At 70.3% G+C, this 25,026-nt stretch carries 26 protein-coding genes and 1 tRNA gene; 20 read left to right on the top strand and 7 right to left on the bottom strand.

Translation table 11 applies throughout. The features are described 5' to 3' along the window. The first annotated feature begins 65 nt into the window (after window positions 1-65). The 6 genes from AB0P25_RS07805 (at window position 66) to AB0P25_RS07780 (ending at window position 4,226) form a co-directional block, all read left to right on the top strand. Window positions 66-308: a DUF6458 family protein gene (locus AB0P25_RS07805; RefSeq protein ID WP_064110497.1), complete on the top strand. Its 243-nt coding sequence runs from the start codon at window positions 66-68 to the stop codon at window positions 306-308. 22 nt (window positions 309-330) lie between these two features. Then, window positions 331-783 carry a MarR family transcriptional regulator gene (locus AB0P25_RS07800; RefSeq protein ID WP_363806457.1) on the top strand — a complete coding sequence of 151 codons (453 nt, stop codon included), beginning with the start codon at window positions 331-333 and terminating at the stop codon, window positions 781-783. A 38-nt stretch (window positions 784-821) separates the two neighbouring features. Continuing rightward, complete coding sequence (locus AB0P25_RS07795; protein ID WP_363806456.1) at window positions 822-1,220, top strand: MerR family transcriptional regulator; 399 nt, start codon at window positions 822-824, stop codon at window positions 1,218-1,220. A 133-nt stretch (window positions 1,221-1,353) separates the two neighbouring features. Further along, a complete protein-coding gene (locus tag AB0P25_RS07790) occupies window positions 1,354-1,611 on the top strand; it encodes a hypothetical protein (RefSeq protein WP_363806455.1) in 258 nt (85 codons plus the stop codon). 38 nt (window positions 1,612-1,649) lie between these two features. Then, window positions 1,650-2,204, top strand: coding sequence for a dihydrofolate reductase family protein (locus tag AB0P25_RS07785; protein ID WP_363806453.1), 555 nt, complete (start codon window positions 1,650-1,652; stop codon window positions 2,202-2,204). A gap of 90 nt (window positions 2,205-2,294) precedes the next feature. Next, entirely contained in the window at window positions 2,295-4,226 is a 1,932-nt protein-coding gene (locus tag AB0P25_RS07780; RefSeq protein ID WP_363806452.1) for a PKD domain-containing protein, read from the top strand. Between the two features lie 3 nt (window positions 4,227-4,229). On the opposite strand, the gene AB0P25_RS07775 is transcribed toward AB0P25_RS07780, so the two are convergent. Beyond that, window positions 4,230-5,162, bottom strand: a complete 933-nt coding sequence (locus AB0P25_RS07775; RefSeq protein ID WP_363806451.1) for a hypothetical protein — start codon at window positions 5,160-5,162, stop codon at window positions 4,230-4,232. Between the two features lie 155 nt (window positions 5,163-5,317). Between AB0P25_RS07775 and AB0P25_RS07770 the strand changes: the two genes are divergently transcribed. The 4 genes from AB0P25_RS07770 (at window position 5,318) to AB0P25_RS07755 (ending at window position 8,288) form a co-directional block, all read left to right on the top strand. Then, window positions 5,318-6,166 carry a hypothetical protein gene (locus tag AB0P25_RS07770; protein ID WP_363806450.1) on the top strand — a complete coding sequence of 283 codons (849 nt, stop codon included), beginning with the start codon at window positions 5,318-5,320 and terminating at the stop codon, window positions 6,164-6,166. Beyond that, on the top strand, window positions 6,163-6,579 hold the full coding sequence (locus AB0P25_RS07765; protein ID WP_363806449.1) for a phage holin family protein: 417 nt from the start codon (window positions 6,163-6,165) through the stop codon (window positions 6,577-6,579). The genes AB0P25_RS07770 and AB0P25_RS07765 overlap by 4 nt, the downstream gene beginning before the upstream one ends. Next, the gene (locus AB0P25_RS07760) at window positions 6,576-7,154 is read left to right on the top strand and encodes a DUF3618 domain-containing protein (protein WP_363806448.1); all 579 of its coding nucleotides are present in this window, start codon (window positions 6,576-6,578) and stop codon (window positions 7,152-7,154) included. The genes AB0P25_RS07765 and AB0P25_RS07760 overlap by 4 nt, the downstream gene beginning before the upstream one ends. 81 nt (window positions 7,155-7,235) lie before the next feature. Continuing rightward, a complete protein-coding gene (locus AB0P25_RS07755) occupies window positions 7,236-8,288 on the top strand; it encodes a YihY/virulence factor BrkB family protein (RefSeq protein WP_363806447.1) in 1,053 nt (350 codons plus the stop codon). On the opposite strand, the gene AB0P25_RS07750 is transcribed toward AB0P25_RS07755, so the two are convergent. The 3 genes from AB0P25_RS07750 to AB0P25_RS07740 form a co-directional block, all read right to left on the bottom strand. Then, on the bottom strand, window positions 8,285-9,604 hold the full coding sequence (locus AB0P25_RS07750) for a diguanylate cyclase (protein WP_363806446.1): 1,320 nt from the start codon (window positions 9,602-9,604) through the stop codon (window positions 8,285-8,287). The genes AB0P25_RS07755 and AB0P25_RS07750 overlap by 4 nt on opposite strands. 55 nt (window positions 9,605-9,659) lie before the next feature. After that, window positions 9,660-10,421: an EAL domain-containing protein gene (locus tag AB0P25_RS07745; protein WP_363806445.1), complete on the bottom strand. Its 762-nt coding sequence runs from the start codon at window positions 10,419-10,421 to the stop codon at window positions 9,660-9,662. 82 nt (window positions 10,422-10,503) lie between these two features. After that, complete coding sequence (locus AB0P25_RS07740; protein WP_363806444.1) at window positions 10,504-11,205, bottom strand: hypothetical protein; 702 nt, start codon at window positions 11,203-11,205, stop codon at window positions 10,504-10,506. A 113-nt stretch (window positions 11,206-11,318) separates the two neighbouring features. Between AB0P25_RS07740 and AB0P25_RS07735 the strand changes: the two genes are divergently transcribed. The 6 genes from AB0P25_RS07735 (at window position 11,319) to AB0P25_RS07710 (ending at window position 17,381) form a co-directional block, all read left to right on the top strand. Further along, complete coding sequence (locus AB0P25_RS07735; protein WP_363806443.1) at window positions 11,319-12,707, top strand: APC family permease; 1,389 nt, start codon at window positions 11,319-11,321, stop codon at window positions 12,705-12,707. Between the two features lie 88 nt (window positions 12,708-12,795). Beyond that, the gene (locus AB0P25_RS07730; protein WP_363806442.1) at window positions 12,796-14,181 is read left to right on the top strand and encodes a ferredoxin reductase family protein; all 1,386 of its coding nucleotides are present in this window, start codon (window positions 12,796-12,798) and stop codon (window positions 14,179-14,181) included. Beyond that, entirely contained in the window at window positions 14,178-14,711 is a 534-nt protein-coding gene (locus AB0P25_RS07725; RefSeq protein WP_363806441.1) for an FMN-binding protein, read from the top strand. Before AB0P25_RS07730 ends, AB0P25_RS07725 begins: the two co-directional genes overlap by 4 nt. Then, window positions 14,708-15,460, top strand: a complete 753-nt coding sequence (locus AB0P25_RS07720; RefSeq protein ID WP_363806440.1) for an FAD:protein FMN transferase — start codon at window positions 14,708-14,710, stop codon at window positions 15,458-15,460. The genes AB0P25_RS07725 and AB0P25_RS07720 overlap by 4 nt, the downstream gene beginning before the upstream one ends. Beyond that, on the top strand, window positions 15,457-16,173 hold the full coding sequence (locus tag AB0P25_RS07715) for a response regulator transcription factor (RefSeq protein WP_363806439.1): 717 nt from the start codon (window positions 15,457-15,459) through the stop codon (window positions 16,171-16,173). The genes AB0P25_RS07720 and AB0P25_RS07715 overlap by 4 nt, the downstream gene beginning before the upstream one ends. Before the next feature lie 5 nt (window positions 16,174-16,178). After that, entirely contained in the window at window positions 16,179-17,381 is a 1,203-nt protein-coding gene (locus AB0P25_RS07710) for a HAMP domain-containing sensor histidine kinase (RefSeq protein WP_363806438.1), read from the top strand. Window positions 17,382-17,397: 16 nt separating this feature from the next. On the opposite strand, the gene AB0P25_RS07705 is transcribed toward AB0P25_RS07710, so the two are convergent. From AB0P25_RS07705 to AB0P25_RS07695, 3 genes are all read right to left on the bottom strand, one after another. Beyond that, window positions 17,398-19,659 (bottom strand): FUSC family protein, encoded by a 2,262-nt coding sequence (locus tag AB0P25_RS07705; RefSeq protein WP_363806437.1) that lies wholly within the window; start codon window positions 19,657-19,659, stop codon window positions 17,398-17,400. Window positions 19,660-19,722: 63 nt separating this feature from the next. After that, a complete protein-coding gene (locus AB0P25_RS07700; RefSeq protein ID WP_363806436.1) occupies window positions 19,723-20,763 on the bottom strand; it encodes a DNA topoisomerase IB in 1,041 nt (346 codons plus the stop codon). A gap of 81 nt (window positions 20,764-20,844) precedes the next feature. Then, window positions 20,845-20,928 (bottom strand) — tRNA-Leu (locus tag AB0P25_RS07695). Window positions 20,929-21,070: 142 nt separating this feature from the next. On the opposite strand from AB0P25_RS07695, the gene AB0P25_RS07690 reads away from it, so the two are divergent. Genes AB0P25_RS07690 through AB0P25_RS07675 form a run of 4 tightly spaced genes read left to right on the top strand, consistent with a single transcriptional unit; the run spans window position 21,071 to window position 25,024 of the window. Further along, window positions 21,071-21,787 (top strand): DUF3662 and FHA domain-containing protein, encoded by a 717-nt coding sequence (locus AB0P25_RS07690; RefSeq protein ID WP_363806435.1) that lies wholly within the window; start codon window positions 21,071-21,073, stop codon window positions 21,785-21,787. Continuing rightward, window positions 21,784-22,386 carry an FHA domain-containing protein gene (locus AB0P25_RS07685; RefSeq protein ID WP_363806434.1) on the top strand — a complete coding sequence of 201 codons (603 nt, stop codon included), beginning with the start codon at window positions 21,784-21,786 and terminating at the stop codon, window positions 22,384-22,386. The genes AB0P25_RS07690 and AB0P25_RS07685 overlap by 4 nt, the downstream gene beginning before the upstream one ends. 3 nt (window positions 22,387-22,389) lie before the next feature. Next, window positions 22,390-23,640 carry a Stp1/IreP family PP2C-type Ser/Thr phosphatase gene (locus AB0P25_RS07680; protein ID WP_363806432.1) on the top strand — a complete coding sequence of 417 codons (1,251 nt, stop codon included), beginning with the start codon at window positions 22,390-22,392 and terminating at the stop codon, window positions 23,638-23,640. Then, window positions 23,624-25,024 carry an FtsW/RodA/SpoVE family cell cycle protein gene (locus tag AB0P25_RS07675; protein ID WP_363806431.1) on the top strand — a complete coding sequence of 467 codons (1,401 nt, stop codon included), beginning with the start codon at window positions 23,624-23,626 and terminating at the stop codon, window positions 25,022-25,024. The genes AB0P25_RS07680 and AB0P25_RS07675 overlap by 17 nt, the downstream gene beginning before the upstream one ends. Window positions 25,025-25,026: the final 2 nt, after the last annotated feature.

Raw genomic sequence — 25,026 nt, 5'->3', positions numbered from 1 at the left:
GGTGTGGTGCGCGCCCCGGCGTCCAGGGAGTAGCTTGAGCCCACGGACGTGAAGGAGCGTGACGCATGGGCATCGGGAGCGGCATCTTCATCTTCGTCGTCGGTCTCATCCTGGCCTTCGCCCTGCAGGTGGAAGTCAGCTGGATCGACCTCAAGGTGACCGGATACATCCTCATGGGCGCGGGACTCGTCGTGTTCGTGATCTCGCTGGCGTTCGCCCTCCGGCGCCGGCCGCGGACCACGGTGCGGCGCGAGACCATCGACCCGGCCACGGGCGAGCGGGTCGAGCGCACCACCGATGAGTACTGAGTCGCGCCCCTACAATGGCCGGGTGTCAGACGACGTCCTCGCCCTCGAGAATCAGGTGTGCTTCGGTCTCGCCGTGGCGGCCCGGAGCGTCATCGCCCTGTACCGGCCGGTGCTCGAGCCGCTGTCCCTGACGCATCCGCAGTATCTCGTGATGCTCGCCCTCTGGGAGCAGGAGCCCCGGTCGGTCAAGAACCTGAGCGACACGCTGGCGCTCGAGCCCGCGACCCTGTCACCGCTGCTCAAGCGGCTGGAGGCCATCGGCTATGTCGAGCGCAAGCGCAGTGCCGCCGACGAGCGGGCCCTGGAGGTCAGACTGACCGAGCGCGGCCGGGCGCTGCGGGCCGAGGCGGAGAAGATCCCGGGCCGCATCGTCGAGCGCCTGGGGCTGCCGCAGGCCGAGCTGGCCGAACTGCGCAACAGCCTCCACACGATCATCTCGGCCGCGGCGCGGATCCCGGAGCCCGCTGGAGCCTGACCCGGGGGTCAGGGTCTACGCTGACGGCGGAGGGCGACATGCGCATCAGCGAACTGGCCGAACAGGCCGGGGTGACGGTCAAGGCCGTGCGCTACTACGAACGGCTCGGGCTCGTCTCCCCCGCGCGACTCGGCAACGGCTACCGCGAGTACGGCGACGACCACCTGCGGGTGGTCCGCGAGATCCGGGAGCTGGCGGCGACGGGCATCCCGCCGGGGAAGGCGCGGCCCTTCATCGACTGCCTCGGGTCCGGCCACGCCCACAGCGACGAGTGCCCGGCCTCCCGGGACGCGTACCGGGACGGCCTCGCGGAGCTGGATGCGGCCATCGCTCAGTTGGAGCGGCGCCGCGACCTCCTGGCGCGCCGGCTGGCCGGTGCGGAGGACCGCATCCCGGAGCCGGCCCACGGCTGCGGGTGCACCGTCACGCCCGTCTGACACGCCGCGCAGATCATCCCACGGGATGACCCTCCCCCGACCTCCGGTCGATGCCCCGCCACGTGCTCCCGCGGTTGACTCGGAGACGTCGGCCGGGGCATCCGCCCCGGCCTCGACGTGAAGGGGGAGACCGATGACGACGCTGGGCCACGGAGTGCGAACCGCACCGACGCTCGCATCGCCGTCGGAACCGGTGCGGCGGCGAGCGCGGGGGCTGCTCGCCGCCGTCACCGGGAACCCGTACCTCCAGCTGGCGGTCACGCTGCTGCTCGTGGCGACCGGTCTCGCGCTGCTGACCATCGGGATCGGGCTCGTGTTGAACATCGCCCTGCCGTGGGTCTTCGACGATGAGTTCCGGACGCTGCGGGCGCTCCTGCCGCAGCTCGGCTGAGGCTGGCCGCCGCGCGCACGCGGCCCTAGAGTCGCGGCATGGGACGCCTGATCTTCTCCGCCATCGCCTCGCTCGACGGCTACACCGTGGATGCGTCCGGCTCCTTCGACTGGGCCGAGCCCGAACCGGAGCTGCACGCGTTCGTCAACGATCTCGAGCGCGGGATCGGCACCTATCTCTACGGCCGGCGGATGTACGAGACCATGCGCTTCTGGCAGGATCCGCCGCTAACAGAGGACGACGGGGTCTACGCGGAGTACGCCGCGATCTGGCAGGACGCGGACAAGGTCGTGTACTCGTCGTCGCTGGCCGAGGCGACGACGCCGCGGACGCGAGTGCTGCAGCGCTTCGACGCGGACGAGGTGCGGCATCTCGTCGAGGACTCCGAGCGGGATGTCTCGATCGGCGGCCCGACACTGGCGACCGAGGCTTTCGCCGCCGGACTGGTGGACGAGGTGTGGCTGTTCCTCTCCCCCGTCTCGGTCGGCGGAGGCACGCCGGCGTTGCCCGTCGGTCTGCGTCTCGACCTCGAGCTGCTCGACGAGCGCCGGTTCGCGCGCGGGGCGGTCGGTCTGCACTACGCCGTTCGGTGACAAGACCTCAGTTTCTACTCGCGCATATCGGGACGACGCACTAGCCTGTGCCCGAAGGCCAGGCGGAGGCCGGGCCGGAGGAGGCCGGCGATGACCAGACATCGCGTCCTTGCGGTCGCCGGGACGGCGGCCGCCGTGCTCGTGCTGACGCTCGGCGTGCCCCAGAGCGTGCAGGGCATCGCTCCGGGAGCCGCGAGCGTGCACTTCACCGCGGCGGGCGACTACGCGTCCGCGTCGTCCGCGCAGTCGGTGCTCACCGGCATCAAGAACGCGGCTCCGGACCTGAACCTCGCCCTCGGAGACCTCTCCTATGGGACGACGGGACAGGAGCAGGCATGGTGCGACTTCGTCACGCGCACGGTCGGAGCCGGCTTCCCGTTCGAGCTGGTCTCCGGCAACCACGAGAGCAACGGGCAGAACGGCAACATCAACGACTTCTCCGCCTGCCTGCCCAACCAGTTGCCGGGAGCAGTCGGCACGTATGGTCGCGAGTACTACGTCGACGTGCCCCAGGGAGCGCCCCTGGTCCGGTTCATCATGATCTCCCCCGGCCTGCCGTTCTCCGACGGCACCTGGACCTACGCCAGCGGGACCAGCCACTACACCTGGACCCAGAACGCGATCGACGGCGCCCGCGCCGCCAACGTCCCGTGGGTCGTCGTCGGCATGCACAAGCCCTGCCTCACGATGGGCCAGTACGCGTGCGACCCCGGCTCCGACCTCCTCAACCTACTCGTCTCCAAGCGGGTCGACCTCGTGCTCTCCGGGCATGAACACCTGTACCAGCGCACCAAGCAGCTCGCGACCGGAGGCGGATGCGCGTCCATCACCCCGGGGGTCTACGCCGCCGGATGCGTCGCGAATGCGGGCAATACCCTGACGAAGGGCGCCGGCACGGTCTTCGCCACCGTCGGCACGGGCGGCAACACCAACTACGACATCAACCCCAACGACAGTGAGGCGGGCTACTTCGCCACGGCCTACGGCAGCAGCGCGGCACCGCTGTGGGGGCTGCTCGACGTGACCGCCACGTCGACCCAGCTCAACGCGAACTTCGTGCGCACGGCAGGCGCCGCCTACTCCGACAGCTTCGTCATCGGTCCACCGCCGGCCGGCAATCAACCGCCGAACGCCTCCTTCACGACGTCGTGCACCGACCTCGCCTGCTCCTTCGACGGAAGCGGGTCCAGCGATCCGGACGGCACCATCGGGTCCTATGCCTGGGACTACGGCGACGGCTCGACGGGCACCGGCGTCACCGCCTCCCACACGTACGCCGCGCCGGGCACGTACACGGCTCGACTGACGGTGACGGACGACGCCGGGGCGACGGCGACGACCACGCGCAGCGTCAGTCCGACAGCACCTCCGCCTCCGCCGAGCACCCTGGCGGCCGACCCGTTCGAGCGCACGGTGACGAACGGCTGGGGAACGGCTCCGACAGGCGGAGCCTGGACGGTGGCCGGTATCTCGAGCCTGTTCTCGGTGAGCGGCGGCACGGCCAAGCTCTCCCTCCCGGCCGGCACGAGCAGCACGGGACGGCTGGCGGGCGTCAGCGCCACGGGCATCGACCTGCGGACGACCGTCGCGGTCGACAAGCTGCCCTCGTCCGGCAGCGTCTACCTCACCCTCCAGGGCCGGCGCATCGCGACGGCGGGATCGTACGCGGGCAAGGTCATCATCTCGTCCGCCGGCAAGGTCACCGTCCAGCTCGTCCGGCTGGATCAGAACGGCGGGAACGAGGTCACGGTGCAAGCCGGGACCACCTTGGGCCTCACGTACACTGCGGGCACACGGCTGGACGTGCGGGTGCAGACGACCGGCACGTCCCCGACCCTGGTGCAGATGAAGGTCTGGGTCGACGGCACGACGGAGCCGGCCGCCTGGCAGCGGTCCGCGAGCGACAGCACCGCCGCTCTCCAGGGCGCCGGCGGCCTGGCCTTCACCGGGTACCTGTCGGGCGGCGTCGCCAACGCGCCGGTGACGGTCTCGTTCGACGACCTCACGGCCGTCGCGCCGTGACCGTCAGGCGGCGTCCCACCACCGCAGCACGCGCAGCGCCCGGAGGGTGATCCACGGGCTCGGGAAGCCCTCCATCTCGAACTCGACGATCACCGAGCCCTCGTGCAGGTTCTCGAGCACCCAACGCCCCTCGGCGTCCGCCTCGCCGCGGACCAGCTCGACCGCATCCGCGAGCCGGGGATCGCGCCGGTCCAGCCGCCGGAAGTGCTCGAGCCCGCGCAGCACGTCGTGGTACCAGCGCACCGGATACGACAGCATCGTCATCCGCGGATCGGGGACGGAGCCGTCCGACAGCCGGCGGTAGAGCCCGCGCTCGAGCAGGTACTCCTCGCCGGCGCGGGCGACCTCCTCCACCTGCGGATCGTCGCCGCCGGCCCGTTGCCAGTCGCGCAGGCCCTCCACCGCGCAGATCGTGGAGTGATAGGACGACACGCGCGCCCCGTACTCGGCCCAGCAGTTCCAGCCGCCGTCGTCCAGCCGTGAATCGACCAGCGTCCGGGCGATCGTGTCACCGCCTTCGCCGAAGTAGGACGCGATGGTGAGGGTGACTCCGTTGATGCACGGTTCGGTCTCGCCCTCGAAGTACGGCTCGCCGGCGTGCTCCCAGCGAACATTTTCACGGACCCGCCCGACCGCGGTCCGCGCCTCCGGGCTCTCCGGATCCAGCCCGAAATCGACCAGCTGCTGGAGCGTGAAGTGCGTCCCGCTCCAGGCGTCGAAGCCGTCGCGCTCCGGCGAGATCCACCCGGGCCGGTAGGTGCCGCCGTCCCAGAGACCGTCCTCGGCCTGCTCCCCGAGGAGGGTCCTTCCCCAGCCCTCGTGCGGGATCCGGGCCCGTTCGGCCGCGACCTCCGCGGGTGTCGCATCGGTCAGGTCCCGGAGCGCCTGCCAGCGGATCGCAGGGTCGGAATCGAGCAACCAGTCCACGGCGTCCATGCGCCACACGCTAGCCCCAAGCTCAGGAAGGCGCACCTGCGCGCACAGGTACCCCCCGAGCGAGTGCCGTGTCAATCTCTGGACCCGCCTCCACCGGGTGTCTTCAGTGGGCCGCACATCCCAACCGGACACACCACCGAAAGGAAACGTCAGTCATGACCATGTCAGACGACCAGTCCGCGGACACACCGATCTTCGACAGCAGGCGCGACGCGCTGGACCCGGAGGCCGGTCTGCCGGAGACGGTGCTGCCTGAAGGCACGGCCGGGACCACCGGGGGCACGAGCACGAGCTCCACCGGCGGTCAAGGCGGCAGCGTCAAGGAAGAAGCGGGCCGCGTCACGGAAACGGCGAAGCAGGCCGGCAAGGACGTCGCCGGCACCGCGAAGGAGCAGGCCAAGAATGTCGCCGGTGAGGCGAAGTCCCAGGCCAGAGAGCTCTACCACCGGACGCAGCGGGAGCTGCGTGATCAGGCCGCCCAGCAGCAGGAGCGGGTCGCCAGCGGCCTCCACTCCGTCGGCGACGAGCTGGATCAGATGGCCTCCTCGACCCAGCAGGGCGGCATCGCCACCGACCTGGTGCGCCAGGCCGCACAGCGCGCCCACTCGGTCGCGGGCTGGCTCGACCAGCGCGACCCGGGCTCGCTGCTCAACGAGGTGAAGTCGTACGCACGGCGTAACCCCGGCACGTTCATCGCCGCGGCCGCGATCGCCGGCGCTCTAGCGGGTCGCCTGACCCGCGCCCTCGCCAGCGGCGGTGACGACTCCTCGAGCGGCAGCAGCGGCTCCTCGAGCACCGGCACGTCGTACACCGGCACCACCGGCACCACGGGCACAACCGGCACCGCCAGCGGATACTCCGGCAGCGACGTGGGCTACGCCGCAGGCACGGCCGGCGTCGGCGGAACCGGCGGCGCCCTGGGCGACGACGACCTGTACGACGACGGCGCCGGCACCGACCTCCCGGAGATCCCCGGCGCCGGGTACACCGGAGGCCGGGCATGACCGACCAGCCGAGTCCCGCAGAGGAACGCGCAGCGAACAGTTCGCTGGGCGAACTCCTCGGAGAGGTCAGTCGTGACCTCTCCACCCTGATCCGCCAGGAGATGGAACTCGCCAAGGCCGAGATCCGGCAGACCGCCACCCGCGCCGGAAAGGGCGCAGGGCTGCTCGGCGGCGCCGGATACGCCGGCCTCATGGCGGTGTTCTTCCTGTCGATCGCCCTCTGGTGGGCGCTCGGCTACCTGGTGGGCAACGCCTGGTCCGGCGTGATCGTCGCGATCATCTGGGCCATCGTCGCGCTCGTCCTGTACCTGGTCGGGCGTAAGCAGCTGGCGGCCGTGAAAGGCGCCCCGCAGACCGTCGAGACGGTCAAGGAAATCCCCCCGACACTGAAACCGAACGGAGAGAACCGATGAGCGACGACCCGGACGTGATCCGCGCCGAAATCGAAGCCACCCGCCGCAACCTGAGCGGTGATGTGGACGCCCTGGCCGACAAGGTCACCCCCAGCAAGATCGTGGACCGCCAGGCCCGTAAGGTCAAAGGCGCCTGGCACTCCGTCACCGACCGCGTGATGGGCACGGCGGACGACGTGTCGAGCAATGTGCACGGCGCCGTCTCCGACGCCGGCAGCACCGTCGCCGACGCCGGCCGTACCGTCGTGAACAAGGCGCAGGGCAACCCGCTCGCCGTCGGGCTCATCGCCTTCGGCGTCGGCGCCCTGGTGGCGTCCCTCATCCCGGCGAGCAGCAAGGAGAAGGAGCTGGCCGCATCCGCCAAGGACGCCGCGCAGCCGCTCCTCCAGGAGGCCGCCGAGGTGGGCAAGCAGGTCGCGAACGACATGAAGGAGCCGGCCCAGGAGGCCGTCCAGTCGGTGAAGGAGACCGCGCAGGAGGGGGTGGCCACCGTCAAGGACGAGGCCACCGACCGCGCGAGCGAGGTCGCCGACGAGGCCAAGGAATCGGGACAGCGGCTGCAGTCGGACCAGTAGCCCGCATCCCCTGAATCGCGCGGCGGAAGGCCATCCCCCCGGACCTTCCGCCGCGTTTCCCTGTTAAGAGAGGACCCACCCATGAGCGATATCGGCGCCAGCAAGAGACTGGCCGATGCCCCCGCCCCTGAGGACGACCGGAAGCCCGACAGACCTCAGCACCTCGACAAGCCCTCGTGGAAGCTGGTGTTCAAGCGCACCCTCCGCGAGTTCAGCACCGACAAGTGCACCGACATCGCTGCGTCCCTGACGTACTACGGCGTGCTGTCGCTGTTCCCCGGCCTGATCGCACTGGTCTCCCTTCTCGGCATCTTCGGACAGGGCACGTCGGCGACGACGGCGCTCATGGGGATCGTCACGCAGGTCGCCCCGGGCTCGACGGCGAAGCTGCTCGAGGGCCCCATCCAGAACGCCGTGAACTCACCGGCTTCCGGCTTCGCGCTCGTCTTCGGCATCGTGCTGGCGATCTGGTCGGCCTCCGGCTACGTCGGCGCCTTCTCGCGGGCCATGAACCGGATCTACGAGATCGACGAGGGCCGGCCGTTCTGGAAGCTGAAGCCGCAGCAGCTGCTCGTCACCGTCATCACGCTGGTGCTCGTGACGATCGTCGCGCTGATGCTGGTCGTCACCGGTCCTGTGACGACGGCCGTCGGGAACGCCCTCGGCCTCGGCTCGGGCGTCCGCGTCGCGTGGGAGATCGCCAAGTGGCCGCTCATGCTGATCATCGTGGTGGTCATCATCGCTGTGCTCTACTACGCGACCCCGAACTCCAAGCAGCCCAAGTTCCGCTGGATCAGCATGGGAGCGGTGATCGCGATCGTCGTGCTGGCGATCGCGACCTTCCTCTTCGCGTTCTACGTCGCGACGTTCGCCAACTACGAGAAGACGTATGGACCGCTGGCGGGCGTGATCGTCTTCCTGCTCTGGTTGTGGATCGCGAATATCGCGCTGCTGTTCGGCGCGGAGTTCGACGCCGAGACCGAGCGCGGCCGCGAGCTGCAGGCCGGCATGGAGGCCGAGGAGACCATCCAGCTGCCGCCGCGCGACACGAAGCTCAGCGAGAAGTCGGAGCAGAAGGAAGAGAAGCTGATCGACGAGTCCCGGAAGGTGCGCGAGAACGCGGACCGGGACTAGCCGACCGAGGTGCCGACCACGCGGTTGCCGCCCGCGTTCTTCGCGGCGTACATCGCGTGGTCGGCCTCGCGGATGAGCCGGTCCGGGTTCCAGCCCGGGTCCTCGGTGCGCGCGATCGACATCCCGATGCTCGCGCTGATCGGGAAGCCGTCGGGCAGGTCGGTGAACGGCTGCTCGATGGCCTGACGGATGCGGTCCGCCACCTCTTCGGCGGCGCCCAGCTCGGGCACTTCGCAGACGACGACGAACTCGTCGCCGCCGTATCGTGCGACGAGGTCTTCGGTCCTGACCGTGGTCTGCAGCCGGAATCCGACCTCCCTCAGCAGGAGGTCGCCGACGTGGTGGCCCAGGTTGTCGTTGACGCGCTTGAAGCCGTCCAGGTCGATGAACAGCGTGGCGATGAGGGCGGGCGTGGCCCGGGCGTACTCGAGCAGCTGCGTCTCCAGTCGGCGCCGGTTCGGGAGGCCCGTGGTCTCGTCGTGCATCGCGGCGTGCTCGAGCTGCCGCTGCAGGCGGAGGGTCGTGATCGCCTGCGCCGCCTGACCGGCGAGAGCGTCGGCCAGAGGGGCTGCCTCGGAGTCGAACTGGCGCGGGTGGAGGAAGAACGCCACGAAGACCCCGAACAGCACGTCGTCGTGCTGGATCGGCGCGACGAGGACGGCATCCACGCCGGCGTCGCGCATGGCATGGCCGAGGACGGGGGTGACCTCGTCGGCAGCCGTCGTGCCGCTGATGGTCATCACGCTCTGCAGGCTCGACGCCTGTGCGACGAGGGGAGCGGCATCTTCGACCGCGAGAAGGGGATTGCTGCCGCCTGCCTGCGTGAAGGCCCCGAAGTCATCGAGGAGGAAGACCGCCGCCTGTTCCGCCTGGTACGCCTTTGCGACGGTCGTCACGAGGATGTCGACCAGCTCCTGCTCCGTCGTGGCGCCGGAGAACGCGATCGAGGAGTCGATGATGAGCTGGAGCCGGTTACGGGTACGTTCCTGCAGCACCTGCGACTGCAGCATCTCGCGCTCGTGCTCGGCCCGCTCGCTCGCGTCGACGAGGACGACCACATCACGCCCGTCGACCGTGCGGCTGCTGGCCATCACGGCGCGGGACGTCCCGTCGATGTTCGCCAGACGAACAAGACTCTCCGAACGGCCGCCGATCCCGACGATCCGCTGGCGCAGCGACGCGTACGGCCGCCCGCTCAGTTCGTCGGGCGACAATCCCGTCCACTGACGGAAGAGGTCATTGGAATCGACGATCCTGCCTTCTGCATCCAACTCCACAAGGGCGCAGGGCAGGTCGTCCGCAGTAATGGGGCGCACCGCTCGTCATTCCCTTCAGGAGGCCGGACCGCTGATGGCGGGTGGTCACATAAACCTAGCCTACGAATGATTGCAACCAGGCAATGAATTCATCAGGTGAACTCGGCCGGGCGATGAAGTATCCCTGCCCCCGGTCGCAGCCCGCCTCACGCACCCGCTGCAGCTGCTCGGCGGTCTCGATGCCTTCGGCGACCACGCGCATGCCGCCGTCGTGGGCGAGCGAGACGGCGTCGGCCACCTGGGCCCAGTCGCCGGACGCCACGAGCGCCCGGTCGATCTTCAACTCGCGCGCGCGAACGGCGACCGCTCGCTCGATGGAGGAGTGCCCCGAGCCGAAGTCGTCGATGGAGACGGTCACGCCCCACTGCTGGATGATGTCGAGGCGCCCGGCGACCGTCCCGTAGTCGGCGATCCGCTCGGCCTCCGTCACCTCGACGATGAGGTCGGCAGGCGCCAGCCCCGAGTCGCCGAGCTGGCGTTCCAGCTCGTCGAAGAAGCGGTCCGTCTGCAGCTGCAGCGGCGAGACGTTCACGGCGACAGCGAGGTCGAATCCGCGCTCACGCCACTCCCGGCCGATGCGGCAGCACTCGCGCAGCGCGAAGAGCCCGAGGTCGTGGATGAGGCCGGTCGACTCGGCGAGCGCCACGAACTCCGCGGGCGGTATCGGGCCAAGGGCGGGATGCGTCCAGCGGCTCAGTCCTTCGACGGCGACGACGCGCTCGGTGGAGAGGTCGATCTGCGGCTGCACGTGGATGCGCAGCTGGTCCGTCTCGATCGCGTGGGCAAGGTCCTGCGCGTCCAGCTCGGCCGTCGTCACCCGCTACCTCCTCCACAGGGTCCCTGCGATAGAACCGGACGGCGGACCAGCTGTCAACGGGTGTACGCGCTCGTCTGTTCTCTCATCGCGTCCGGAACTCGCGCTCCTCCGGGCCGAAGCCCTGCTGGGGGAAGTCCGCGCGCAGGTCGCCCGTCGGCTCCTCCTGGCGGAGCGTGTCGGCGATGCTGGGCCCCGCCCCCACCGGCGAGAACGCGACCCGGTCGCCGCGGGTGCTCGACTGGTACAGCTTCCTCCTGCCGTCCACGGGCAGTTCGATCTCGGCCGGCGGCTGGCCGTCCGCGAACGGGACGGCGCGCTGCGTGGTCGTCCCGTCCTCCTCGACGAAGTCGGCCAGCCGGAAGCTGAGCCCGCCGCGGTCGAACGAGACGCGCACCAGGAGGTACGTACGGAGCGCGTCGTCGTCGAGCCCGGAGAGCTGCTTCACCAGTGCGGAGAGCTCCGGAGTCGCGCCGAGGCGCGAGCCGTCGTCCCCCAGCTCCGTGGCCCAGGCACGCACGCGTCCGACCAGGTCGGCGATGGCCGCCTCGTACGAGTCCGGCGACGCGCCGCGGATTCCGAACTCGCCGAACTCCGCCACATAGCGGTCCGCGAGGTCGTCGTGCTCCACCGCCACCACGACCGGATGCTCCGAACGAGCCGCTTCCTCCCACGCCGCGAACTCGTCGGCCGTGAACTCCTCGCGGAGCCGCCGCACCGCATCCTCGTCGTCCGGTCCCGCCGCGTGCGCGAGGATCGCCCGCTCGAAGAACGCGTTGTCGTCCACTGCCGTCTCCCTCCGACTCCCCCAGCATCGCAGGGAGAACAGCGGTGGTGAAGGGAGGCCCGCGGAATCGGATAACGTTCTCTGAACATCCTCACAGCGACGAAGGAGAGCCCGTGACGACGACCGCGCCCGCATCCGCGACCAAGGGAGCCTCGCTCCGGCGAAGCCTCGGCCTCTGGGCCATCGTGGGACTCGGCCTCGGGTACATGACGCCGACGGTCGTCTTCGACACCTTCGGGATCGTGTCGGACGAGACCAAGGGCGCCGTCCCGGCCGCGTACCTCGTCGCGCTGGTCGTCATGCTGTTCACGGCCGTCAGCTACGGCAAGATGGCGGGCGCCATCCCGAGCGCGGGATCGGCGTACACCTATGTGCGCGAGTCCATCCACCCGAACCTGGGCTTCATGGTCGGCTGGACCTCGCTGATCGACTACGTGCTGCTGCCGATGGTCAACTGCCTGATCATCCGCCTGTACCTGGAGCAGGTCTTCCCCGCGGTGCCGAGCTGGATCTGGGTGGTGCTGTACTGCGCGGGCGTCACCACGCTCATCTACTTCACGATGCGGGGCACCTCGAACGTCAACATGATCCTGCTGGTGTTCGCCATCGTCGTCATGGCCGTGTTCGTGACGATGGTGGTCGTGCAGCTGGCGAACGGCGCGGGTGACGGCACGGTCGCCTCCGTCAAGCCGTTCTTCCACGACGGCGTCACCCTCGGCGCGGTGCTCACCGGCGCCACGGTCGTCTGCTTCTCGTTCATCGGGTTCGACGCCGTGACCATGTACGCGGAGGAGGCCAAGACGCCGCGGGTCATGCCTCGCGCCATCCTGCTCACCGTGCTCATCGGCGGCGCGATCTTCCTGGTCGCCGCCTACTTCGCGCAGCTCCGCTTCCCGACCAACGCGCCCTTCGGCGAGTTCACCGACGACCCGCTCCCCCAGATCGGGCTCATCGTCGGCGGCCCGGTGTTCCAGGCCATCTTCGTCTCGGCCGGCTTCGCCGCCACGCTCGCGTCGGGGCTCGCCTCGCACGCCTCGGTGTCGCGCATGCTGCTGGTGATGGGACGCAACAACGTGCTCCCCCACCGCTTCTTCGGCCACATCGACGGCAAGACGCAGACGCCGACGTTCAATATCATCCTGGTCGGCGTGATCTCGCTCCTGGCGGCCACCTTCTCCCTCGAGCTGATCTCGGCGTTCATCAACTTCGGCGCGCTGATCGCCTTCACGTTCGTGAACATCTCCGTCATCGCCTGGTTCGCGATCAGGCAGGGGCGCCGGCACACGGCGAAAGACGTCCTGCGCTTCATCGTCCTTCCCGGCATCGGGATGCTGCTGACCGGCATCCTGTGGGTCAACCTCCACGCGGATGCCCTGATCGGCGGCATCATCTGGGCGGTCATCGGCTTCGCGTACCTGCTGTTCCTCACGCGTGGCTTCCGCCGACCCGTCGCCGCCTTCGACGAGAACCAGCCGGTGACGGGGTTCAACAAGGCGGTCTGACGCGGTCTGGGCAAGGCCATAAGGGTCCTTCAGCCCATCCACAGCCGACGTAAGAATCCCGAAAGAATGCGGATGCATTCTGAACTGCATGGATCACACGTTGAGCGTCACCGCACCGGCGCCGCAGGTGCGCCCGCGGCGAGCCGGCCGGGCCGGTCGTCACCGGGGCTCGGCGTTCGCTGTTCGAGCGGCGCTGGTTCTGGGCGCCGTCGTCGTGCTCGGGATGTGGTGGTTCACGGTCCCGGCCGGCTACGCCGCGACACCGGCCAACGCTCTGACGTCGTTCGGTGAGCTGGCCGGCATGGTGGGCGGGTTCCTGGTCTGCGCGCAGGTGCTGTTGATCGCCCGGGTGCCGTGGTTCGAGAACGCGGTCGGGCTCGACAAGCTGGTGTCCTGGCACCGCTCGCTCGGCGCCTCGGTGCTGTTCCTCATCGTCGCGCACGTGCTCCTCCTCGTCCTCGGCGGTGAGCTCGCAGACCGGAACCCTCCGTGGACGGAGTTCGTCTCCATCCTGAACTCCTACCCGGACATGGTCACCGCGCTCGTCGGCACCATCGCCTTCCTCGTCGTCGGTCTGAGCAGCGCCCGCCTGATCCGCACGAAGCTGTCGTACGAGGTCTGGTACTGGCTGCACGTGACGACGTACATCTCGATCTTCCTCACCTTCCTGCACCAGCTGAGCGGCGGAGCTCACTTCGTGTCGCAGCCGGTCAACCGCATCCTGTGGCTCGCCCTCTACCTCGGCACGGCCGCGGCGGTACTGACCTGGCGCTTCATCCTTCCGGGGCTGGACGCCTGGCGCGGCCGGATGCGGGTCGCCGCGGTCGTCCCGGAGAGCGAAGGCGTGAACAGCGTCTGGCTGACCGGGCCGCGGGTCGCCGACCTGGGTGTGCGAGCGGGTAACTTCCTGCTGTTCCGCTTCTTCAGCCGCGGCCACCTCGGCACCGCGCATCCCTACTCCGTCTCGGCGGTGCCCGCGAACGGCTACCTGCGGATCACCGTGGGGGCGCTCGGCGACCACTCCAGCCGCTTGCCGAACCTGCGGCCCGGTTCGCTCGTCTTCGCCGAGGGGCCGTTCGGCCGCTTCACCGCCGACCGCGCGAGCCGGCCGCGCATCCTGCTCGTCGCCGGCGGCGCTGGGATCGGGCCGATCCGGGCCCTCGCCGAGGAGCTGGTCCGCCGCGGTGCGCAGCCCGTCGTGCTGTACCGCGCCCGCTCGGCCCGCCACCTGGCCCTGCTAGGCGAACTGCAGGCGATGCCCGGCGTCACCGTCATCCCACTGGTCGGCCGCCGCTCCGAGCTCGGCTTCGACCCGCTCGCCGCGGAGGCTCTGCACCGACTCATCCCGGACGTCCACGACTGGGAGGCCTTCATCTGCGGACCTGCGGGGATGGCGGACCGTGTCCAGGCCTCCCTGCGCACCCTGCGGATGCCGAAACGCTTCATCCACCGAGAAGAACTGAGCATGTCATGAGCAGCAACTGGCGCGGAACCGCACTCTTCACCATCATCCTCGTCGTGATGGGGGCCACGGTCGGGCTCAAGCTCTACGGGGTGGGCGAGCAGGTCGCCGCCGCACCCGCCGCCGCGTCCACCACGAGCGGGTCGACGACCTCCGGGAGCACGGGCAGCGGATCGAGCAGCGATACAGGATCGAGCTCCACCTCGTCCGGTGACGACTCCTCCGCCAGTTCGACGCCCTCCCCCAGCGCCTCCGCCTCCACCTCCACCGGAACGACGACGGTGACGGGGGACGCCGTCGACACGCGCTACGGTCCCGTCCAGGTCAAGGTGACGTTCTCCGGCACGACGATCACCGCCGTCGACACGGTGCAGTCGCCGAGCGGCAACGGGCGCGACATCGAGATCAACGACCAGGCGCTGCCGATCCTGCAGCAGGAGGCCCTGTCGTCGCAGTCCGCGAACATCGACACCGTGTCGGGCGCGACCTATACGTCGGAGGGCTACATCCAGTCGCTGCAGTCGGCGATCGACAAGCGATGAGGTTCGTGGAGACCGTCATGGGCATCCCCATGTCGATCGACATCCGTGACGACGTGGATGCGGCGCCCCCCGCCGAACGCGCCTTCGCGGTCCTGCGGGATGCGGATGCGCGCTTCAGCACGTACCGCCCCGACAGTGAGGTGAGCCGGGCCAACGCGGCTGCAGGGGCGATCAGCGAACCCAGCGCGGACCTCCGTGAGGTCATCGCCCTCGGCGAAGAAGTGGCACGCGCGTCGGACGGAGCGTTCCGCATCCGACGGCCCGACGGCACCTGGGACCTCGACGGGGTCGTGAAGGGATGGGCGGCCGCGCGGGCCGCGCGCGTCCTGGACGCAGAGGGCATCCGCGATTACTGCCTCAACGCCGGCGGCGATGTCGTCGTGTCGGGGAGCCCGGGCGACGGCCGGCCGTGGAGCGTCGGCATCAGGTCCCCGCACGCCCCCGCCGACATGCTCGCCGTGCTCGCGGTGACCGGTGCGGGCGTCGCGACCTCCGGGCTGTACGAGCGCGGACCGCACATCGTGGACGGGCGGGACGGCTCCATCCCGTCCGGCCTCCTGAGCGCGACCGTCGTCGCGGACGATCTGGCGACCGCCGATGTGCTCGCGACTGCCGTCTTCGTCCTCGGAGCCGCCGGACTGCGCTGGGCGCTCGAGCACGGGGCGCGCGGCGTGCTCGCGCTGGACGCGTCCGGCCGACTCCTCGGCGTCGGCGACCTTGACTTCGCACCGCCCGCCGCGAACGTATGAACACGCCTGCCGAGCCGGTCCCGGACTCCCGCTTCTACACTGTGGATGTGGACGACCGGGTGCGCGTTCTGATCGCTGAGGACGACAGCCGTCTCGCCGGGATGCTGGACGCCCTGCTCCGTTCGGAGGGGTTCGACGTCGAGCTGGCGCGCGACGGCCAGCGGGCGCTCCACCTCGGGCTCACGTCCGCCTACGGCGCGATCGTGCTCGACCGCGGCCTTCCGGCACTGGAGGGGCTGGACGTCCTGCGGGGGCTCCGCGAGAGCGGTGTGACCACACCCATCCTGGTGCTCTCCGCCCTCGGCACTCCCCCGGACCGCGTCGACGGGCTCAACGCCGGCGCGGAGGACTACCTCGCCAAGCCGTTCGACATCGACGAACTGGTCGCACGGGTCCGCGCTCTCACCCGCCGGGCCTCCGCGGTGGTGCCGACCGTCCGCTTCCCCGGCGGGCGCCTCGACACCGAGAGTCGCACAGTGACGCTCGACGACGGAGAGCGCATCGCCCTGTCCGAACGCGAATCCGCGCTGCTGGAGCGCCTGGCCCGGCGCCCCGCCCAGGTGTTCTCCCGTGCGCTGTTGCTGGAGGAGGTGTTCGCGGACGCCGACGACCCCGGCGTGGTGGACACGTACGTGCACCACCTGCGCCGCAAGTTCGGCCGCTCCCTGGTGGAGACGGTGCGCGGCGTCGGGTACCGGATGGGGTCCCTGTGACGGGCATGCGCGACGATCAGGAGCTGCGCTCGGCCTCACGGCGCCTGGCCCTGCAGTTCGCGCTCATCATCCTCGGCCTGTTCATCGCCCTCGGCGTCGTCGTGTACACCGTCGTCGCCGCGGGTCAGGCGGAGGCGGCGAAGCGGGTGCTCGAGGACGCCTCCATGGTGGACTCGACGCACGACGCGCCTCGCAACCTGCTGGTGACCGTCGTCATGCCGCAGGGGCGCGACAGCTCGCCGAACATGCCGGACGGGCTCCCGGACGAGGCGGCCCTGCAGTCGGTCATCGCCAATGGCGGCTCCGTCTCCGGAACGGTCGAGGCCGGAGGTCAGCGCTACCTCGTCGAGACGGACGTTCGCCATGGCAAGGTCGTGCAGATCGCGTACGGGCTCGGCGAGCAGCAGGAGGAGCTGAACCGACTCGTCGTGGCGCTCGTGATCTCCGGTCTGATCGCGACCGTCGCGGCGGCGGGCATCGGGCTGCTGCTGGCACGACGGTCGATCCGCCCGCTCGCGGATGCGCTCGGCCTGCAGCGGCGGTTCGTCGCGGATGCCGGCCATGAGCTGCGCACCCCGCTCACGCTGCTGAGCACGCGCGCGCAGTTGTTGCGACGTCAGGTCGCCGGAGGCGCCGCCTCCGAGGCCGAGGTGCGTGCGGGACTGGATGAGATCGTCGACGACAGTCGAGCCCTCGGCGAGATCGTGCAGGACCTGCTGACCGCTGCCGATCCGCGCCAGACCGCTGAGAGCGAGGGCGTCGACCTCGGAGAGGTGACCCGTGCCGTCGCACGGTCGGCGCAGCCCAGCGCCGCCGAGCGCGGCCTCCGCATCGAGGTCGAGACCGCACAGGATGCGGTGGTCACGGGTGCGCCCGTGTCCCTCCGGCGCATGGTCGTCGCCCTGCTCGACAACGCCCTCGACCATGCGGTGTCGCGCGTCCGGCTGACCGTGACGGTCGCCCGGGACCGCGTCGAGCTGGTCGTGCGGGACGACGGGCCGGGGTTCTCGGCGGGCACGGAGGCCCGGGCGTTCGAGCGCTTCGCCACCGCCCGGGATGCGCAGCCCGCGGACGACCGTCCGCGTCACTACGGGCTCGGACTGGCCCTGGTGTCGGAGGTGGTGAGCCGGCACGGAGGCACCGTCGCCGCCGTCAACGCCGCGGAGGGCGGCGCCGTGGTGACCGTCCGGCTGCCGCGCGCGGACTGACGGGTAGCTCCACCGGTCAGCGGGACACGTCGTCGCTGAGCACGCCCACGGGAGCGACGATCGCCGTCTCGAGCCGACTGACCACCTCCAGGTAGTCGGCCGTCCAGATGAGCCGCACCGCCGTCGCGGTGTCGTGCATGTCGTCCGCGGAGCGTTGCGAGTCGAGTACCGCGCCGGCGAGCTGCTGTACCATCGCCGGATCGGCCGGTCGCGGCTCGGGAAGCGCGCCGCGAGCGAGCAGTTGGGCCGCGAGCTCGGCGTACCAGGAACGAAGACTCTCCAGCGCCGCATCGAGGGCTTCCCTCGCCTCGGCCGTGTGGACGTCCGCCGCCGGCTGCCCGCGCCACAGCTCGACGATCGCGTCGCTCGCCTGCCGCACGCCTGCGACCCCGGTCACCGACGCCGACACCTCCGCGAGCGGGCGTCGCTTCGCGCCGCGCTCCGCGAGATAGGTGCGGAACGCGTCATCCAGTCGGCGGGACGCCGCCGCCGCCCGGGTCTCCTGTGCCCGCGGGTCGCTCGACGCGTCCCGCTCCCCCACGCCGTACGCGACCGCCGACTCGAGGTACCGGACGCCCTCCCGATACGCGTCGCTGAGCGCGCGCCGCAGCGACGTCGCTGCTCCTCGCGGCCAGAACAGCGCGCCCACCACAAGGCTGACCGCACAGCCGAGGGCGACGTCCTCGATCCGGATGAGCCCGACCGTCCATCCCGTCGGCGCGATGATGTTGAACAGAAGGACGAGCACGACCGTGAACGCCGCCTGGCCCGCAGCGAACGAGATCGCCGCCGGCGCCACGCCGGCGATCAGGATTCCGATCGGCAGCACGATCCAGAGCACCACCGGCTCTTTGCCGATGAGCAGCAGGAGCCCGGCGCCGAGGATCACGCCGACCACCGTCCCGAGCACGCCGCGGAGCACGTTCTGCCCGGTGCTCAGGGCGTTGGACCGGAGGACCGACAGCGTGCCGAGCACCACCCAGAACGAGTGCTCCACACCGGTGAGCTTCGCGAGCAACACCGCGAGCGCCAGCGCGATCGCCCCACGGATGCTGTTACGCAGCCACACCGAGTTCCAGCCGACGAATCCGCTCGCCCGTTCGGCCGCCGCTGCGACCGGCCCGCTCAGCCCGCCCGGCTGATGCCCGAGCATCCGCTGCCACCACCCCCGCCGCTCCGCGCGTGCAGTGAGCGCGATGTTCCGCCCGACGATCGCGGCCGCATAGGCGAGCTCCTGCGCACGGAACCCCGGGTCGAGCGTCGTCATCATCTCCTGCGCCACAGCACCGGCACCCGCCGATACCGCCGGCTGAGCCAGCATCGCCGCCTCCACGGCGACGCGCGCCTCGGAGAGGCGGCGCAGCGCATCCTCGAGCGGCGCCGGATCGGCGCCGTGCTGGGCGAGCGCCAGAGCCCCGGCATCGAGGACGTCGGCCGCAGCCGATTTCACCGTCCACGCGGCCGCGTGCGTGGCTGATCGGATATCCCCGCGCGGCCGGTCGAGCCGGTCGTACTGCGTCATGACCGTGTCGAGCCAGACCAGTTCGTCGACCAGCCGGACGATCGTTCGCGCCGGTGTGCTCAGTCCTGTCGGCCGGTAGGGCGCGGCGAGGAACGCCTCGTGCAGTGCGCCGACCGCGGAGCCCGCCTCGGCGGTCGCGCGGTCGCGCTCTGCGGCGAGCGCCGCCTCCCCGTCGCCGCGGAGGAACGCCGACTCCGCCCGCAGCCGCGCGGCGAGCGCGTCGATCGCCTTCACCGCCGGGCCGCGAAGCGGCTCCCGCGCCGGCGCCGGCCAGAGCACCGTGACCGCGACGATGCACACCACCGACGCGATCCCCCACCCGGCCAGTCGCGGCGGTATCGAGGCGACCGTGCCGGGCAGCGTCACCGGCAGGATGAACGCCAGCAGCAGGGACGTGCTCGCCGACGCCGTGACCGAACTCACCGAGCCCGCGAAGAGCACGAGCAGCGCGACGACGGCCATCCCGATCGCGGACAGCCACACCGGCTCGGACGCGAGCGTGCCGAGGCACACCAGCACCGCGCCGACCACGGCGAGCGCGACCAGCGCCTGCACCCGCTCGCGCAGCGTGCCGCCGAAGTCGACGAACAGCAGCATCGCGAAGGTCCCGAACGCCGAGAAGAAGGCGACATCCGGGTTGCGGATCACCTGCGTCCCGAGCGCGAACAGCAGCGGCATCACGATCGCTGCCCTTCCCGCGCGACGGAGCGCGCTGAAGCCGGGATCGTGCCGACCCAGCCATTGCACGATGCGCATCCGGCACCTCCCTTCGCTGTTGAGGCTCAGACTAGGCGGCACGATCGCTCGGCGGGGAGCGGGTCATGAATCTGTGGAGAGAAGCCCTTCGTACACAGCCCTGCGGAGGACTTCGGCACGCAGGATCGCGTGTACTGCGTCCGTGCCCGCCTCCGCGGAAGCCGCCGACACCGCCTCCCTCACCGGCGCAGAACCGCCGACGAGCGTCGCCGACGGGTGCACATACGAGTGCCGCGCGACGGCGAGGGTGTCCCCGAGCAGCTGCGCGGCAGCGTGATACGGAGCGAGATCGTCGCGCACGCGCTTGTCGGCATCGAACCGCGCCCCTCCGGCGACGGCCGCGGCGGCCACCGTCGCACCCCACGTCCGGAACGTCTTCGCGCTCGACGCCGTGCCCGAATGCGCGTGGATGTAGGAGTTGACCGTCACACTGTCGATACGCCGCGGTGTCGGTCGCTCGGCCGTCGAGAACAGTGCCGCGTCGTCGCCGTCGTCGTACGCCAGCCGCCCGCGGATCACCCCGGCGACCGCGGCGTCCTCGACCACGATGTGGTGCGCGATGTGCTCCTTGCCGACGAAGTCGAAGGCGAGCGCATCCCCGTCGACGCTGACATGGGCGCGGGTCAGCGTCGTCAGCCCGAAGGTGTGGTTGTCGCGCGCGTACCGATCCGTTCCGACGCGGAACAGCCCCTGATCGAGGAGCCGGACCGCTGCGGCGGTCAGCGGGACCGCGGGCGACGGAGCGTCCACCCCACCGAGGTCCGCCTCCACCCTCTCGCGCAGTGCAGGGAGGACCGCGGCGAAGTCCATCAGCGCTGCGAACTTGTGGCCCTCCGCCCGCGCGACCGCCTCTGGAGAATAGAGGTACTGCGTGCGCCCGCGCGCATCCACCCCGGTCGCCTGCAACGGCGCGTCTCCGTTCGGGGCCGCCCACACGTGCGTCCACGCCGGCGGGATGCGCAGCGCCGCGAGCCGCGCGAGCGTGGCCGCGTCCCGCACCTCGACTCCGACATCGTCGACCCAGACCGGTGGGCGCACTCCGAGCCGGTGCAGCCCCGGAGGCCGCACCACGTGACGGGCGGTCGGCACGTTGGCAGTCTGCACACCGCTACTCTGCCCGATCAGCGGTCTGACGGCGAAGGGCCGGAGCGACTTATACAGTCGATCCGGCCCTTCATTCGTCCGTGCGCGAGGGGGGACTTGAACCCCCACGCCCTTGCGGGCACTGGCACCTGAAGCCAGCGCGTCTGCCAATTCCGCCACTCGCGCGAACCCAGGAACTCTAACACGACGCCCGGACCGTTCACGAATCGGGCCGTACCTCCGACGACTGATCTTCACCGGATCGCCAGGGGGTTTTCCAGGGTTCCGACTAACATGCATGTAGTCATCGAGCCGGAAGCGGGAGAGCGTGGGCATTCTGGACAACTTCGAGCGGGGGCTCGAGCGTGCCGTCAACGGCGCGTTCGCGAAGACCTTCCGTTCCGGGCTGCAGCCTGTCGAGCTCACCAGCGCGCTCCGCAAAGAGCTGGACACGAAGGCCGCCGTCGTCGCGCGCGACCGCGTCCTCGCGCCCAACCGCTTCGTGCTCCGCATGTCCGCCGACGACTACGCGCGCATGCGCTCCATGGGCGCCGCGCTCACCGACGAGCTCATCGACTTCGTCACCAAGCACGCCGCCGCGCAGCACTACCAGTTCGCCGGGGGCATCTCGATCGACCTCGAGAAGGACGACGACCTCTCCGTCGGGATGCTGCAGGTCGAGTCCGAGAACGTGAAGGGCGACGTCGCCTGGACCCCGGTGCTCGACGTCAACGGCACCCACTACCCGCTCACGCACTCCCGCACGGTCGTCGGCCGCGGCGCGGATGCGGACATCACCGTCGACGACACCGGCATCTCCCGCCGCCACGTCATGATCACCTGGGACGGCAACCGCGCCCAGGTGGAGGACCTCGGCTCGACCAACGGCACCAAGCTCGACGGCCAGCCGCTGCGCAAGGCCATCCTCGAGCCGGAGTCGGTCATCACGCTGGGCCGCACCCGCATCGTCTTCCGCGTGCTCCCGCAGGCGGCGCCTGGCGGAACCCGCCGCAGCGACGCCGGCAACTTCTGGAGTCCGTCGTGAACCCCAGTGAGCTGACCCTGCTGGTGCTGCGGTTCGGCTTCCTCCTCCTGCTCTGGCTGTTCGTGTTCGGCATCGTCTACGCGCTGCGCACCGACCTGTTCGGGCAGCGCGTCCGCAAGCTGCCGGAGTCGCAGGCCGCCGCGCCCGCCGGACCGTTCCCTTCGAGCCCGGCCGTCGCACCGGCCCCGGTCCCGGCTCCCGCCGCCGTCCCCGCCGGCCCGACCGAGCCGGTCATGAAGGCCGCACCGGTCTCCTCGCTCCCGTCGGGCGCGAACCGCGCGAGCACGCAGACCAACGCGAGCGTCCAGACCGCCCGCCGCCTCGTCATCACGTCCGGACCGCGCGCCGGCACGGAGCTCCCGCTCGGCCGCGACCCGATCACGATCGGGCGCTCCAGCGAGTCCAACCTCGTCATCCGCGACGACTACACCTCCACCCACCACGCCCGCCTGCTCCTCTGGAACGACGAGTGGATGATCCAGGATCTCGACTCCACCAACGGCACGTTCCTCGACGGCCGCCGGGTGACCGTCCCGACCCAGGTCCCGCTCGACACGCCGATCAAGATCGGCACGACCACGTTCGAGCTGCGGCGGTAACCCGTGGCGGCGAACAAGGCGGCGGCCATCTCCCATGTCGGGAAGATCCGCTCGAACAACCAGGACTCCGGCTACGCCGGACGGGACCTGTTCGTCGTCGCCGACGGCATGGGAGGCCATGCCGGCGGTGACGTCGCCTCCGCGATCGCCGTCAACCGCATCCGCGAGGCCGACCGCGAGTACGCGTCGTCCTCCGAGGCGGAGTTCGCCCTGCAGTCGGCCCTCATCGCGGCCAACTCGCTCCTCGCCGAGACCGTCTTCGAGCATCCCGAGCTCACCGGGATGGGCACGACCGTCAGCGCGATGGTCCGCGTCGGCGACCAGATCGCGTTCGCGCACATCGGCGACTCGCGCATCTACCTCTTCCGCGACGGCGAGCTGAAGCAGGTGACCACCGACCACACCTTCGTGCAGCGCCTCGTCGACTCGGGACGCATCACCGAGGAGGAGGCGATGGTCCATCCTCGCCGCTCCGTGCTGATGCGCGTGCTCGGGGATGTTGACGCCTCGCCTGAGATCGACACCTGGACGCTCGACACCAAGCCCGGCGACCGCTGGCTGATCTGCTCGGACGGCCTGAGCGGCGTGGTCAAGCACGACGACATGCTCGCCACCCTCGCGTCGAAGGAGGGCCCGAAGCAGGTCGCCGAACGGCTGCTCAAGCAGAGCCTGGACGCGGGAGCGCCGGACAACGTCACCGCCGTCGTGCTCGACATCGCGGACACGGCCCGCGGCGAGGTCATGAAGGACCCGGTGACCGTCGGGTCCGCCGCCTCCCCGCTGCAGTTCGGCGCCGAGCCGAAGCCGACGACCCGTGCCGCGCGGCTCCCGGGCCTGCGCCTGCATCCCATCCGGCCGGCCACCGGGCCGACCCACTTCGAGCCGCAGTCCGAGGACTACCTCGACGAGCTCATCGAAGAGGATGCCCGCCGCGCCCGCCGCCGGCGCCTCACCTGGATGATCGGGCTCATCCTCCTGGTCCTGGCGATCGTCCTCGCGATCGTCGTCGGGTACCAGTGGACGCAGTCCCGCTACTACGTGGGCGCGTCGCCTGACGGCAAGGTGGCGATCTACCAGGGCGTGCAGCAGGGAATCGGGCCGATCAGCCTGTCGCACCTCTACCAGGAGTCGAATGTGACGGTCGACGACCTCCCGGTGTACGACCAGCAGCAGGTCGAGCAGACCATCAACGCCGACGACCTCCAAGCAGCCAAGACGATCGTGGAGCAGCTGAGCGATGCCGGCAAGCAGTAGCGCGCAGGCGCCCCAGCGACCCCGGACCGCCACCGGTCCGGTGAAACGGCTGCGCCTCCCCGCCAAACTCCGCAACCTGGAGCTCTTCCTCCTCGTCATCGCCTGCGCCATCAACGCCGCCGCGGTCGTGCTGGTGCAGCTGGGCGCCCTCGGCCACGTCGACCTCACCCTGGTCTACCTCGGGGCGGGTCTCTCCGCGCTGGTGGTCGGCATGCACATCGCGCTGCGCTTCGTCGCACCGCAGGCCGACCCGTTCCTCCTGCCGATCGCGACCCTCCTGACCGGAATCGGCATCGCCGAGATCTACCGCATCGACATCCACTACAAGGACGCGGGCTGGGACAGCGCGGGAGTCAAGCAGATCGTGTGGGCGGCGATCGCGATCGTGGCCGCCATCCTCGTGGTGAGCCTCATCCGCAACCACCGCATCCTGCAGCGCTACACCTACGTGTTCGGCTTCGCGGCGCTGATCCTCCTGCTGCTTCCGATGCTCCCTGGGATCGGCAAGGAGATCAACGGCGCACGGGTATGGATCGGCATCGGCCCGTTCAGCTTCCAGCCGGGCGAGATCGCGAAGCTCTGCCTGGCGATCTTCTTCGCCGGCTACCTCGTGCAGACCCGGGACTCGCTGTCGGTCGTCGGCAAGAAGTTCCTCGGCATCCGGTTCCCGCGCGCCCGCGACCTCGGCCCGATCCTGGTCGTCTGGCTCGCGTCGATGGCGGTCATCGTCTTCCAGCGCGACCTCGGCACCGGCCTGCTCATCTTCGGCCTCTTCCTGGTCATGCTGTACGTTGCGACCTCCCGGATCAGCTGGGTCATCCTCGGTCTGCTGCTCGTGATCGGCGGAGCGGTGATCGCCAGCCAGATCCTGCCCTACGTCCACGACCGGTTCGCGAACTGGCTGACGCCCTTCACCTCGGGCCGCTACGACGCCGAGCTCGGCGGCAGCTACCAGCTCGTGCAGGGGCTGTTCGGCCTCGCGCACGGCGGCCTCATCGGCACGGGACTCGGTCAGGGTCAGCCGTGGATCACGCCGATCTCGCAGAGCGACTACATCATCGCCAGCATCGGTGAGGAGCTCGGTCTCGCCGGTCTGTTCGCGATCTTCGCCCTCTACCTCGTGTTCGTGGCGCGCGGCCTGCGCATCGGCTTCGCCGGACAGGACGACTTCGGCAAGCTCCTCGCGGTCGGCCTGTCGTTCACCGTGGCCCTGCAGTGCTTCATCGTGATCGGCGGCGTGACCCGCGTGATCCCGCTGACCGGCCTCACCACGCCGTTCCTTGCGGCGGGAGGGTCGTCCCTCGTCGCCAACTGGATCATCGTGGCGCTGCTGCTGCGCCTGTCGGACACCGTCCGCAATCAACCCCGGCTGGTGGTGAGCTGACA

The sequence above is a fragment of the Leifsonia sp. NPDC077715 genome (genome assembly GCF_040686855.1).
Taxonomy (GTDB): Bacteria; Actinomycetota; Actinomycetes; order Actinomycetales; family Microbacteriaceae; genus Leifsonia.
The sequence above is the reverse complement of the archived record's forward strand: the minus strand, read 5'-3'. Positions and strand labels throughout refer to the sequence as shown.